This is a genomic window from Rheinheimera sp. B2H12 (assembly GCF_059620065.1).
Genome location: NZ_CM184363.1, coordinates 1,957,747 through 1,971,023, shown reverse-complemented (window position 1 = coordinate 1,971,023; position 13,277 = coordinate 1,957,747). Strand labels below are relative to the sequence as shown.

Sequence of the window (13,277 nt, the reverse complement as noted above, 5' to 3'; positions counted from 1 at the left end):
AGGTAACTATGCAACAATATCGGGAAATCGCCCGCCAGGGTTTGTGGAAAAATAACCCGGGGCTGGTGCAACTGCTTGGCCTTTGTCCGTTACTGGCAACCAGCTCCAATGTAACCAACGCACTTGGGCTGGGTCTTGCGACCATGCTGGTACTGACATCAACCAATCTGGTGGTGTCACTGATCCGTCATCAGGTGCCGAACGAAATCCGGATCCCGGTCTTTGTGATGGTGATAGCGGCCGTGGTGACGGCCATCGAACAACTGATGCATGCTTATACTTATCAGTTGTATCAGTCGCTGGGGATTTTTATTCCGCTGATTGTCACCAACTGTATTGTTATTGGCCGCGCCGAAGCTTTTGCTTCGAAAAACCCGTTGTTGCCAGCCATGGCCGATGGTCTGATGATGGGCGCTGGTTTCACCGCCGTGCTGGTGGCTTTGGGGGCCATCCGTGAAATCCTCGGTCAAGGCACCCTGTTTGATGGCGCGAATAATCTGTTGGGCGATTGGGCCACTGTGCTGAAAATTCAGCTGTTTCATAGTGACAGTAATCTGCTACTCGCAATCCTGCCACCTGGCGCTTTTTTGGTCCTAGGTTTTTTAATTGCGGCAAAAAATGCCATTGATTTAAGACAGAAAAACCGTGTACAGCAAGCAAAACCGACCAGGACCAGAGCCAGGGTGACACAGGTAGCAACTGCAGAGAACAGCGGCGGATGAATCAGCAAAAACGAACTGAAATTTTAACCAGACTCAGAGCGAATAACCCTAAACCAACCACCGAACTGGAATATAGCAGTCCGTTTGAACTATTAATTGCGGTATTGTTATCGGCTCAAGCAACAGATGTCGGGGTTAATAAAGCAACCCGGTTGTTATTTCCGGTGGCAAATACGCCAGCGACTATGCTGGCCCTCGGGGTCGATGGGGTAAAAAACTATATAAAAACCATTGGCCTGTTTAATTCTAAAGCCGAAAATGTGATTAAAACCTGTCGTATTTTGCTGGAAAAACATCAAGGTGAAGTACCAGAAAATCGCGAAGCGCTGGAAGCCTTACCAGGCGTTGGCCGCAAAACGGCCAATGTTGTGCTGAATACGGCCTTTGGCTGGCCCACTATCGCTGTGGACACCCATATTTTTCGTGTCAGTAACCGGATGAATTTTGCACCAGGTAAAAATGTCGACGAGGTAGAACAAAAGTTACTCAAAGTTGTGCCAGCCGAATTTAAACTGGATGTCCATCATTGGTTAATCCTGCATGGCCGCTACACTTGCATGGCTCGTAAGCCAAAATGTGGCAGTTGTTTAGTGGAAGATCTGTGTGAATTTAAAGAGAAAACCGATTAGGAGTGTCCGATGAGAATGCTGCATACCATGTTGCGGGTGACTAACCTGGAACGTTCAATAGAATTCTATACCGAAGTATTGGGAATGAAACTGTTACGACAGTCTGATAATCCGGAATACCAATACACCCTTGCCTTTGTTGGTTATCACGATGAATCTGCCGGCGCCGTATTAGAGTTGACTTATAACTATGGCGTAAATCAGTACGAGTTGGGCAATGCTTTTGGCCATATCGCGTTGGAAGTGGACAATGTTTACAGTGCCTGCGACCAAATCCGTACTCGTGGTGGCGTGATTAGCCGTGAACCAGGACCAGTGAAAGGTGGTACAACTGAAATTGCATTTGTTCGAGATCCGGATAACTATGCAATTGAACTTATTCAGAAAAAAGCACATTACACCGAATTATAATCACTAAAGGGCGGAATAGCCGCCCTTCCGTTTACTACCGGTGGATTAATCCTGGGCAATCACAATCCAGACTTTATCGTTCAGTGACATTGCCAAATTGTTGTCGTAATAGGCCGCTTCATTAATAAAGGTTGGATACACCACCTCAGTGCCCTGATAGGTTTGCTCAGAACCATCAAACATGGCAAACAGTGGTTGTCCGGGCAGAATAGCTTGATAATCACAATCCTGCACTTGCCGGTGCACCATACCTAAACGTTCACCCTGGTCATTCATCGGCAGCTTAATACTATGTAAATAACGGAAAGCCTCAACCTTTTCTGGTAATTGCGGCAAGGTACCAAGATTGTAGTGTTCAATAAAATCAAGGATATGCTGAGTCATTTCATCCATCTGTTCCAGCACATCCTGACGTAATACTGACTGGGATTGTGGTCCTACTTCGACGATAACTCCAAAAGTTCCGACCGTGCACAATAACGCATGATCTTCGGCAGCAAAATGATCTTCATCTCGGGAAATCACGGCCTCCGGCATTTTCAATTTGATATAACCTGCTAATAGATTATAAATCCGGCCAGGCTGGGTCAGGATCAGACAAGCGCCCATATTACTGGTGGTATTATGCAAATCGATAATAAAGTCCGTTTTAGCCTGCCCTTTTGGGCCCAGTTCGACATTAATTACTTTAGCCCGGCTTTGCTCGTAATTCGTAAGGTTGGCATCTGCTAAATCAACAGTTTTAAACTGCCGGTTTAAATCACTGTCCAGATACCTTTTATTCGCCTGGTGCGCCATCGGATTAGCAAACAAGGTACGGCTGGTAAAACTACTACGCTGGATGAGCTCCGGCTGGGCGCGATAGCGCTTCTCAAGGTAAATTCCTGAAAATTCATTACCATGGGTACCACCGACCACAGCGACAGTACGAATTGGAGTTTGCGGAGTTTTATACATCACGACCTCTGAGCAAGCAAAAAAACGGTAAATTATAAGCTGCAACCACTAAACTGCAGCAACAAAAGATCGCATTATGCCGCACGAAAGCATTCATTTGAATAAAAAACATATATAAATGCAAAAATAAAGGATAAAAAGTGAATTGTTCAGCTAAACATATTTAGGCCATCCATAATTTGAGCTGCATAAAAACGAGCTATCAAATGAATTCAACCCAGCCATGTACGAACTAATACAGGCCAGCCACACATCCAAGCTAGGTATAAGCATGCCATCCCTGAAAAGATGATCGACTCTAAGGCACCAGACTCCAAATAATAGGCTTCAATTTAATCCGAATTTTACGGCGCAATAAATAAATTATTCAAACCTTAACTTATTACACTTTTGCATCTATATTTACATTTAGTTAATTATTGATTTTGGATTATGCCATGCCAACTGCACGTAAATTCCAGATAGCAGTAAGCCAAACTTGTTACTACCACTTGGTCAGTCGATGTGTTCGACGTGCTTTTTTATGTGGTATAACAGACACTTACAACTTTGAACATCGCCGAGAATGGATGACTGAACGCTTGGCTCTACTCACACAAATGTTCGCTATCGACATTGCCGCTTATGCCCTGATGACCAACCACTATCATCTTGTTGTCCGGGTCGATACAGCCAAAGCCAAAAGCTGGAGCAAACTAGAGGTTTTACAACATTGGCAAATGCTTTTTCATTTACCTGCACTGGCTGAACGTGAACTCGCCGGGGAATCCAGTGGCGAAGCTGAAAGACAAGTTGTTGATTCAATAGTTGAAAAGTATCGCAACCGGCTCTGTGATATTAGTTGGTTTATGCGATGTCTAAATGAGCACATTGCCAGACTCGCCAATGCTGAAGACGAATGCACCGGACGGTTTTGGGAAGGACGTTTTAAATGTCAGGCATTGCTGGGGGAAAAAGCGCTACTCAGTGTGATGGCGTATGTTGATCTTAATCCGATGCGCGCAAAAATCGCTGAATCCCCACAAACTTCAGACTATACCAGTATCCAAAATCGGCTCGGCAACGCTGTTCGCGGTATCTTTCATGGCAAGTTACTACCTTTCTCTGATGATATCGATGTAAAGAGCGGGCAAGAACATATCTCCTACTGTTTTTCCGATTATCTTGAACTTCTAGACTGGACGAGTCGACATATTCGTGCTGCCAAACCACAGACAATGAATGTAAAACTACCATCAATGTTAGTTCGACTTGGAGTGCCTATCGCTCGCTGGCTTCATAACTGCCTTCATCTTGAAACAAATTTCTTTCACGTAATAGGTACTGTTAGTGCCGTCAAACAGTATTGCCAGCATTTAAATCTACACTCTGTACATGGCATTTGCGCATGCAGGCGAAGCTTTCCTGAGAGTTTTAGTTGTGACAAGTAATTGTTTCGGTACCAGATCGCAACCGGCAGCAATGGTGACAAAGTCAGAACTTAAGCAGACGCAATACATTTGCAAAAATTACTGCCGATGCTCACAATTTGAAGTGGTCAACAGCAGGTAAGTCGAACGCCTTGCTGTGAAAAATCATATCTCTTTTGCCCCGGGGTATTCCTTTCGAAACTGGCAGTCTGCCAGATTTACACAAAATCCCGTTCTGCGGTTCTGCAAGAAACGAAAACATTTAACATCTTAAATATGGATGGCCTGCATTAGCACTTTAAATATGGATGGCCTGTATTAGCACTTTCGAAACTGGCAGTCTGCCAGACTTACACAAAATCCCGTTCTGCGGTTCTGCAAGAAACGAAAACATTTAACATCTTAAATATGGATGGCCTGCATTAGCACTGCGTGAATTAAAAAAGAAGATGGGTGGCTAGGTGCATGGCTAATGAGAATGTTTTCAGCAAAATAGCTACTAGCTAACATTCCACAGCGGATGATGGGTTGATTGAATTTAAATAGTCGAGTTGATTTACAACCACAGATATCTATTGGTTCTCACTTATGCGGCTGGGCGTTGCTGTTCCAAAACACGGCAAGGAATCATTTGTTCTGTAAGGCTTCGATTTAGCAGGTCTTGCGCCGCTGGGGTACATTTTCCGCACTGGCTGCCCACACCAAGACACTGCTTCATCTCGCGCATAGAGCACATGCCTTCTGCCACTTTTTGGCGAATGGTTTTGTCAGTGACGGCTTTACACACACAGATATACATATAGTTTCCGATAAGGCATGTTGAAAACACCGTTATCGTAATCTAATTAAGAATGGTTATCAATAGTAAAATGAAATTTTGCTTCAATTTTGCTCACCCGAATACTTCCGATCACAGACTTGAAATATTCGGGCTCACAATCAAAACGAGCTCAAGACAATCGATTAATGGCTGGCATCATCTTGCATCGCTTCTAACAGCGTTTCCTGCAGTTCGACCGGCCCAATCACAATGCCTGGTTCGTCTGCATGCGGGAAAATTGCAATGGACAACTCATCGCCATCCAAACCCGCTGTCCATTTGTCAATCCAGGTGCTAATGTCGACAGCCTGAGCCGAACAATTTGCCCAGTCACCTTCAATCCACAGTTGTGCAATTTCGGCATGAGGCCAAACCGGGATGCAACGTTCATCTTCAGCGGTGACCAGCACAAAACCTTCTTCATCGGTCAGGATCCAAATTTTTTCCAGATCGGCTACTGCATTAATAAAATACTCGTAGCGCTGTTCAGCATCCAATTGGGTGACTTTTTTCAGTTCTTCTGCGGTCAGTGCGTATTCCATTGTATTACCTTCTCTTGGTGTCTAAATAATTGCGCTATGATGACCGAAAGCGGTGATTTCGCCTAGAGTTTTGTCATTTGTTCTGCAGTTTGAACACAGTTTCTGCCAAAAAATCGACAACTAGCCGTGCTATCGCGTTATGGTGCTGGCAACAGATGTTCAGCCAACAACAAAAGCAAAGCATATCGACTCCCTTTGGCAATAGTTACCAGCAATAAAAACAGCCAAGGTCGCATTTTTAGCACACCAGCCATGATGGTTAGCGGATCCCCGACGACCGGCAACCAACACATTAATAATGACATCGGCCCCCAACGCTGAAACCAGCCTTGCGCCCGCTCAAGTTGCTCAGCACTAACCGGAAACCAGCGTTTGTGTTGAAAACGCAAGAGCTGCCCGCCAAGCCACCAATTAAAGCATGAACCTAATAGATTGCCACTGGTTGCCACTAACCATAACCACCATGGATTAAATCCCTGCCACCACATCGTTGCCAGCACAACTTCCGAACTGCCTGGTAACACAGTAGCCGAGCTCAACGCACTTAAAAACAACAATACCCAAGGCCAATTTGCCATCAAAAACACCCATCACACGCGCTGATCACGCCTTCAATCACTACTAGAGCAGTTTCACAGCAAAGCGGATCCAGAAAATCCACAATACAACGCAACTGGCCAGAAACAAATTAAACCGCTGCCGCACCTGATTCGATGTCAAATGTACCACTGCATGCAACAATCTAAGCACGACAAACATGGAGGCCAACAACACGAAGACTAAATCAGCCAAACCAAACTGCAATACAAACAGAACACCGAAGATAAAAAGCATCGGCATCTGAAACTGATTGTCGAAGTTACGACTGGCAGTAATCACCCGCTCGTTGGCTCCGGCAAGTTCCATTGTTCGAAAGGCTGATATATGAATTTCTTTATTCCGGGCCGCAGCGAAGCGCCGACGTCCCATAATCACCAGAATTACGCTGATCAGTAACACCTGCAGCACAACGGTTAATACTAAAAACTTATCCATACCACCTCCGTTTTAAGCGGCTCCTAAAGTAAAGCATTCTACCATCTGACACAATTAAAACAGCGTGATTCGACAGTTATCTTAAGCCAGATAAAACAGATACCAAAGGATCACTAAAATACGATTTTTTCGCTACATCCAGCGACACAGGGGCTGTATCAAGCTTACAAATAGCTTGCATAGCCGCTATAACCAATTCAGGCCATCCACTAACCAATTCAGGCCATCCACTGTTACCATCGATTTTTCGGCATATTTTTAGCCAGATATACCCCCATGAAATGCATTGCTGGATAAGTCGCTTTTCAGCTTCTTTTGCTGGCCTTTGAGCAGTCATAGCCATCCATAACATTTGTCACTTTTCTGACGCAATCTTATGTAAATATGAAGCCATAAATTGATGGGTGGCTTGCTTTGGAACTTGAGCGGCAATTGATATACTGCTGCACGCGTGTTTAAAAGAGAATCCCCATGGCTCAGTTGTATTTTTACTATTCGGCAATGAATGCCGGTAAATCGACCTCATTATTACAAAGTGCTTATAACTATCAGGAAAGAGGCATGCATACTGCCATCTTTACTGCAGCACTGGATGACCGGTTTGGTATTGGTAAAGTCAGCTCAAGGATAGGGCTGGCGATGGATGCTCAGCTGTTCGACGATAAGCTAAATTTTTTCCAGGCATGCAGCCAATTAAAACTACAGCAACAACTTGATTGCGTGCTGATTGACGAAGCACAGTTTTTGTCAAAACAACAAGTTAAACAACTGACCGACGTAGTAGACCAGCTTCATGTACCAGTGTTGGCTTTTGGCCTGAGAACAGATTTTCTCGGCGAAACTTTTGCCGGCAGCCAGGCCTTGTTAGCCTGGGCTGACAAACTGGTTGAACTGAAAACCATCTGTCATTGCGGCCGTAAAGCAAACTTTGTCGTGCGGTTGGATCAGGATGGTAAAGCCGCCACCACTGGCTCACAGGTGCAAATTGGTGGCAATGACAGTTATGTTTCAATGTGCCGTGCTCACTTTAAGGAGTTAGTCTGGCAAGCTGAATAAAGGAGTCAATGAATGCGACTGTTATATGGCGTCCAGGCAACGGGTAACGGTCACATCAGCAGAGCCAGAGCGATGGCGAAACAGCTGCAGCTACTTGGCGTCGAAGTCGACTTTTTGTTTAGTGGGCGCCCTACAGACCAATTATTTGACATGCCATGCTTTGGCCACTGGCAACATAGGCGCGGTTTAACTTTCGCAAGCCGCGCTGGCCGGATTGATTATTTACGAAGCGTATGTCAGGCCAATTTACGCCAGTTATGGAGTGATATCCAAACACTGGATACCCGCGGCTATGACTTAGTGATCACCGATTTTGAGCCCGTGACCGCCTGGGCAGCCAAGCGTCAGGGGACACCTGTATTGGCGCTAGGGCACCAATACGCTTTTTTGCATCCAATACCGTTGCAGGATAATTCGTGGTTCAGCCGCAGAGTCTTTCGGCATTTTGCTCCATCGGATCAACATATCGGTCTACATTGGCACCATTTCGATATTGATCACGCTGTCGGAGCCGCCATAGCGCCACCCATCATTGATTTACCATCCAGTCTCCCATCCGCAGATCCGAACCGAGTATTAGTTTATTTACCTTTTGAAGATCCAACAGCGGTAAGGCAGTGGTTGTTACCGCTAAAAGGCTATCAGTTTGAGATTTATGGCTGCCCCGGGATCACGGGTCAACAGCAACAACTACGTTTTCACCCGCCATCGGTGAGTTCATTTAAGCAACATTTGGCGCAAGCTGGCGCAGTGTTAAGTAATGCGGGCTTTGAACTGATTAGCGAAGCCTTACAATGGCAGAAAAAAATCATGGTAAAGCCATTACAAGGCCAAATGGAGCAAGCATCTAATGCGCTGGCATTGCAACAACTGCAATTGGCTGATAGCCAACATCAACTGAGCACCGACAACATCAAAACATGGTTGCAAGGACCAGCACCTGCCCGCAAGGTGCAATATCCGGATGTCGCTGCAGATATCTGTCGTCAACTGCTCGCTGGCGGTAGTTTTGACAGTAAAAACTTGTGGTTACAGACCAAATTTATCTAAGAGCAGAATTAAAGCACATCGGTTAGCCGACAGTGTGTCGATAGAACTATAACTGGCGGTCGATATCTCATTTAAAACCTAAGGGTTTTACATCAAACATGGCTGGCCATCTTCGGCCTAAACATGGCTGGCCATCTTCGCCCCATTTTCGCCCACACAAACATGGCTGGCCATTTTCATGTTCCAGCCGGTTTATGCTTTATTTGCTAAAAGGTGAACGTACATCGGTCAGGCTGAACAATTGTGCAGGGCGGTTCAGTTGCTGGCCGCCATCTCTGGAAATCGGGATCCACGGCAGTTGACCACGACCTATTGATGGCGAAATACTAAATACATCAAACGGGAATGACAGATAAAACCCTTTGGTGAAACTGCCTTCGCCGTATTCTTTGGCCGATAAATTGGTCTTAGTGGCATAAGCCCCCACCACAATACCACTGTCAAAACGGCGGCTGAAATCAACAGTCACGCCATGGTCTTTGGCCAGATAACGACCTGCGCTGATTTTCAGCAGCACATCATCAATAAACTCTGGCTGCCAGTAGGCTGTCACATGCCCGGTCATTACCCGGTAATCAAACAAACCAAAAGTACGGTCGTAATCCCGTTGTCCGACATAGTTTAAATCGACCCCAACCGCCAGTCTGGAATCTACCGGTCGATACAACACCTCAGCACCGCCACCGCTATACATGGTTTCCAGCACACCGGCGTAGGCCTGAGCATACCAATCTTTTTGCAGATCGGATTTCCATAAGCCGAACAGATTTTCCAAGGCGACATCATTGCCTTGCACGTATTCCCGCACTAATGTTCTGACACGGGGGACAGCAGTTTCAAAGGCATCACGGCTGAATTTAAACTCATCAAAGTTAGTCAGCACATTCACTTTAACGGTCGAATTTAGTGACCAGTTGCTGTCGAGGTTATAACCGGCACTGAGCAGCACACCGCCCTGGTACATATAAAACCGTTCCGGACTGCCAAAGGTTTGGATCCAGAATAAATCAGCGCCGGTGTAAAAACCGGAATTATCCACAATCATGGCCCAGTCCGTCGTCACTGGTGCTGGATGTTGCCGCAACACAGCCGGCGCCAATTGCGCATCCAGGCTGTCTCTGCGGGCAAAATGGACAAACTTATCGGCATCAATCACAGTTTCAACCATCGGAATGGCGCCAGAAACTTCGGTCACCCGATAGCTTTTTACGGTCTCAGGTAATTCAGTGGCCAGCACCCGGCCAATCCGGTTGATAAACTCATCCTGATTGCGATAATTGAGCGAATAACCCTGCAGAATAACGGTATCCGACAACAACTGATATTTCTGTACCACAAAACCAGCTTCGTAATACAGCTTATGGCTAAGGTCAAACCTCTCCACTTGCTTGCTGGCTGCAGGTAATTGATCCGGTACCATCCGCGGTGCCGGTGCAATTTTGATCTGGCTGGCAGTATGGAAATTAAACCGATAATTGACGCCAAAACCCATGGTATTGCCACGTTGACGGCTCAGGGTTAAATCCAACTGGTCGTTATAACGATAAACCGCCGCGTAGTTCCAGGCGCTATCCTGTTTTAGCACCCCAGCCCTGTCAAACTTATAGGTATTGCTATCATATTCCAACTGCAGTTTTAATGGCTGCCACGGCGTCTGGTATTCAAAACCACCATAGATGGCCGCTGGTCCTTTAAAAAAGCGTTGGGTATCAAAACCGCCACCGCTGCCACGAAAGCCACGTGGTCTTTTACAAAAACGATCAGCAAGATCACAAAACGGATTGTCGATATTGCCACGATGGCCAAGATAACCCCAGCCAATGCCTAAATGCAGATCAAGATCGCCCCAACGTTTAGCAAGCGCGACGTATTCACTTTCGAAAAAACCAGTGCCGCCAAAATCCCTGAAACCAGCCGAAACTGCCGGCAACCAGGCAGATTCCTGCCACAGCCTGAACTTGACATCAATCCCCTTGTCTTTGAGCGTCTGATCACCAGAAAAATCAGGATCATCACTGTATAACCGGGTGCGGACATCGGTATAACGAACCGTTGTTTCCATCCAGGGAAATAACTGCATTGAAGCAGTCCAGAAACGGTATTCTTCGTTATCGCGATAGCCAAGGCTAAAATCACCGTCTGCATTCATCCGGGCGGTCGGCATTTGGATTAAGCCAACACCACCTTGATTTAACTGACTATACACAGGCAAAGGTGCCAGCTCGACATCGGCCCAGGCTGACTGACAGGCCAGCGTTAACAACGACCAACGAAATACTTTCACTTGAGGCCACTTCATTATTTATACACCCTGAATTGCAGCAGTTGCAGCAGTTGCTGGTTTAGATCTTGCCATGGCTCTGGTAGCCATTTGGCAGGCACAGGCACAAATAACAGACTGCCCGGCGGCAATTGCTGCAGATTACGATTCCAGCTGGCGACAGGTAATTTTACTGGTGCTGGCCCGGCGTGCAGCCAATAAATGTCATCAACCCCACTGTGGTCGATACCATAGGCTTGCGTCAGATACTGATAAGCCAGAGTGCCAGCTTTATGTTCAACAAACTGATCACCACCTAAACCGGTGAGGGTGATAAAACCAGGTCGCCGTTTTGCTTGTAACAGGTACAAGCCCGCATCAAGTCTGGGGTTAAATTCGGCGCGGGTCCGACTCAGATCAGGATCCAGTACTAATGACAGCGGTTGTGCCAGCCGCCAGTTCGCCAATTGACTGCGTAATTGCATTAAATTAGCTGCCACCAGCGGTTCAGCCTGCCAGTGAATACTTAATAAACGTAATTGTTCCAGTACCGCACCGCGTAACTGTTCAGCTGCCACCATCTGACTGGGATCAAGTTTATATAATCGTGCCGCCGGCCAATACAGACTGGTATCACTGCTGGCCGTCAGCAGCACTTCGGCTAGCCGTGGTTGTTGGAAATAGCCTTGCTGCTGGCCATTAAACTCCACCAGCACAGCTGGCGATTGTGCCTGCAGACTGGTGGTCAGTAACAAACATAAGCCGGCTAAACAGCGGCGATGCAAAGGTAATTTAAGACGCACTTTGCACCTCAGCTGGCAATAATTTCAAAGCGCTACTGATATGAGTCAACTTCATCACAGGCGCAAAAGCTGCCGCTTGCTGCTGACTTTGCAACAAACGACCACTGCGACGTTCAAACCAAAACTGATTAATAGCTATGCTCTGATCGGCAAAAGTCACTTGTTCCTGCACCAATACAGCATCAAACTGCTGCTGCAGTAATTCCAGTGATACAGTTTCAATACTGATAATGGTCAGCTTTTGCAGCTGGCTGGTATGTTCTGCCAATGACCAGTCTAAAACCCGCTCAAACTGATCACCGACCTGAATTTGTGCCAATGGTTTAGTCAATGGATCGATGCCCTGCCTGGCACTGAACACTAAATCTAACGGAAAACCTGTGGTTTTCACCAAGCGACCTTGTTGTAAAATTAACAAAGCCCGATCCGCAGATAACCATTTTTGCTGGCCCTGTTCGTCATAAGCCAGCACTAACACTGCCTGCGGTAAATCCCCAACTTTGGCGTACAAAGTGTCATAAGGTCTTTTGGCCAGCTCGGCGCGGCTTAGTTGATGATCCGGTGCCGGAAACAGTACATAACTGAGGGTGTCCTGATAACCTTTAGTGGTGCCGGAACACTGAGTTAACAGTGGCAGGCATGCCAATAACAGCCAGCGGGCAGAAGTGAGAGTGGAACAGCAGCTGCGCAAATCTTTTTCCTTACTTTGCACCTAAACAGCTGAAGAATACCCTATTTCCGGCAAATTGTTGAGTGTTGTTTTCCCTCAGGTTTGCCAAGGTACAACAACAGCAAGGCAGAAAATCCACGGCGTGAAACTATGATCAGTAGGTCGGACTCGACGTAGCGCGAAGCGCTGCGGCAGTCCGACATGGTTTGTGGAAAAAATTACCCACCATGATTGTCGGACTCGGCGTAGCGCGAAGCGCTGCGGCAGTCCGACATGGCTTGTGGAAAAAATTACCCACCATAATTGTCGGACTACCCCGGCGATGCCGGGTCGAGTCCGACCTACTTTAAATTTTATTAATCAGTAGGTTGATTGAATAAGTCGTAGGTCGGACTCGACGTAGCGCGAAGCGCTGCGGCAGTCCGACTTGGCTTGTGGAAAAAATTACCCACCATAATTGTCGGACTACCCCCGACGATGCCGGGTCGAGTCCGACCTACTTTAAATTTTTTATTAATCATTAGGTTGATTGAATAAGTCGTAGCTCGGACTCGACGTAGCGCGAAGCGCTGCGGCAGTCCGACATGGCTTGTGGAAAAAATTACCCACCATAATTGTCGGACTACCCCGACGATGCCGGGTCGAGTCCGACCTACTTTAAATTTTTATTAATCAGTAGGTTGATTGAATAAGTCGTAGGTCGGACTCGACGTAGCGCGAAGCGCTGCGGCAGTCCGACATGGCTTGTGGAAAAAATTACCCACCATGATTGTCGGACTACCCCGACGATGCCGGGTCGAGTCCGACCTACTTTAAATTTTTATTAATCAGTAGGTTGATTGAATAAGTCGTAGGTCGGACTCGGCGTAGCGCGAAGCGCTGCGGCAGTCCGACATGGCTTGTGGAAAAAATT

At 46.6% G+C, this 13,277-nt stretch carries 15 protein-coding genes; 6 read left to right on the top strand and 9 right to left on the bottom strand.

The annotated features are described in order from the left end of the window. Positions 1-8: 8 nt before the first annotated feature. From AC53GJ_RS08575 to gloA, 3 genes are read left to right on the top strand one after another with little or no spacing between them, the layout of a single operon-like run. The gene (locus AC53GJ_RS08575) at positions 9-722 is read left to right on the top strand and encodes an electron transport complex subunit E (protein ID WP_496732255.1); all 714 of its coding nucleotides are present in this window, start codon (positions 9-11) and stop codon (positions 720-722) included. Then, on the top strand, positions 719-1,351 hold the full coding sequence (gene nth / locus AC53GJ_RS08570; RefSeq protein ID WP_496732254.1) for an endonuclease III: 633 nt from the start codon (positions 719-721) through the stop codon (positions 1,349-1,351). The genes AC53GJ_RS08575 and nth overlap by 4 nt, the downstream gene beginning before the upstream one ends. Before the next feature lie 9 nt (positions 1,352-1,360). Further along, positions 1,361-1,762: a lactoylglutathione lyase gene (gloA, locus tag AC53GJ_RS08565; protein ID WP_496732253.1), complete on the top strand. Its 402-nt coding sequence runs from the start codon at positions 1,361-1,363 to the stop codon at positions 1,760-1,762. Positions 1,763-1,807: 45 nt separating this feature from the next. Here the strand turns inward: gloA and AC53GJ_RS08560 are convergent, their stop codons facing one another. Continuing rightward, positions 1,808-2,719, bottom strand: coding sequence for an aspartoacylase (locus AC53GJ_RS08560; RefSeq protein ID WP_496732252.1), 912 nt, complete (start codon positions 2,717-2,719; stop codon positions 1,808-1,810). Positions 2,720-3,156: 437 nt separating this feature from the next. On the opposite strand from AC53GJ_RS08560, the gene AC53GJ_RS08555 reads away from it, so the two are divergent. Further along, positions 3,157-4,149, top strand: a complete 993-nt coding sequence (locus AC53GJ_RS08555) for a transposase (protein WP_496732251.1) — start codon at positions 3,157-3,159, stop codon at positions 4,147-4,149. Between the two features lie 565 nt (positions 4,150-4,714). On the opposite strand, the gene AC53GJ_RS08550 is transcribed toward AC53GJ_RS08555, so the two are convergent. The 5 genes from AC53GJ_RS08550 to AC53GJ_RS08530 form a co-directional block, all read right to left on the bottom strand. Then, the gene (locus AC53GJ_RS08550; RefSeq protein ID WP_496732777.1) at positions 4,715-4,864 is read right to left on the bottom strand and encodes a bacterioferritin-associated ferredoxin; all 150 of its coding nucleotides are present in this window, start codon (positions 4,862-4,864) and stop codon (positions 4,715-4,717) included. Positions 4,865-5,091: 227 nt separating this feature from the next. Next, positions 5,092-5,490 carry a DUF2750 domain-containing protein gene (locus AC53GJ_RS08545; protein WP_496732250.1) on the bottom strand — a complete coding sequence of 133 codons (399 nt, stop codon included), beginning with the start codon at positions 5,488-5,490 and terminating at the stop codon, positions 5,092-5,094. A 137-nt stretch (positions 5,491-5,627) separates the two neighbouring features. Beyond that, positions 5,628-6,068 carry a YqaA family protein gene (locus AC53GJ_RS08540; protein ID WP_496732249.1) on the bottom strand — a complete coding sequence of 147 codons (441 nt, stop codon included), beginning with the start codon at positions 6,066-6,068 and terminating at the stop codon, positions 5,628-5,630. Positions 6,069-6,111: 43 nt separating this feature from the next. After that, positions 6,112-6,525: an MAPEG family protein gene (locus tag AC53GJ_RS08535; protein WP_496732248.1), complete on the bottom strand. Its 414-nt coding sequence runs from the start codon at positions 6,523-6,525 to the stop codon at positions 6,112-6,114. A gap of 76 nt (positions 6,526-6,601) precedes the next feature. Then, positions 6,602-6,877 (bottom strand): hypothetical protein, encoded by a 276-nt coding sequence (locus AC53GJ_RS08530; RefSeq protein WP_496732247.1) that lies wholly within the window; start codon positions 6,875-6,877, stop codon positions 6,602-6,604. Positions 6,878-6,996: 119 nt separating this feature from the next. On the opposite strand from AC53GJ_RS08530, the gene AC53GJ_RS08525 reads away from it, so the two are divergent. Together AC53GJ_RS08525 and AC53GJ_RS08520 are read left to right on the top strand one after the other, a co-directional pair. Further along, a complete protein-coding gene (locus AC53GJ_RS08525; RefSeq protein WP_496732246.1) occupies positions 6,997-7,581 on the top strand; it encodes a thymidine kinase in 585 nt (194 codons plus the stop codon). A gap of 12 nt (positions 7,582-7,593) precedes the next feature. Continuing rightward, positions 7,594-8,631, top strand: a complete 1,038-nt coding sequence (locus tag AC53GJ_RS08520) for a glycosyltransferase family protein (RefSeq protein WP_496732245.1) — start codon at positions 7,594-7,596, stop codon at positions 8,629-8,631. A 199-nt stretch (positions 8,632-8,830) separates the two neighbouring features. Here AC53GJ_RS08520 and AC53GJ_RS08515 read toward each other — a convergent pair whose 3' ends face one another. Genes AC53GJ_RS08515 through AC53GJ_RS08505 form a run of 3 tightly spaced genes read right to left on the bottom strand, consistent with a single transcriptional unit; the run spans position 8,831 to position 12,406 of the window. Continuing rightward, positions 8,831-10,930, bottom strand: a complete 2,100-nt coding sequence (locus tag AC53GJ_RS08515) for a YjbH domain-containing protein (RefSeq protein WP_496732244.1) — start codon at positions 10,928-10,930, stop codon at positions 8,831-8,833. Beyond that, the gene (locus AC53GJ_RS08510; protein ID WP_496732243.1) at positions 10,930-11,694 is read right to left on the bottom strand and encodes a capsule biosynthesis GfcC D2 domain-containing protein; all 765 of its coding nucleotides are present in this window, start codon (positions 11,692-11,694) and stop codon (positions 10,930-10,932) included. The genes AC53GJ_RS08515 and AC53GJ_RS08510 overlap by 1 nt, the downstream gene beginning before the upstream one ends. Beyond that, on the bottom strand, positions 11,684-12,406 hold the full coding sequence (locus AC53GJ_RS08505) for a YjbF family lipoprotein (RefSeq protein WP_496732242.1): 723 nt from the start codon (positions 12,404-12,406) through the stop codon (positions 11,684-11,686). The genes AC53GJ_RS08510 and AC53GJ_RS08505 overlap by 11 nt, the downstream gene beginning before the upstream one ends. Between the last annotated feature and the right edge of the window lie 871 nt (positions 12,407-13,277).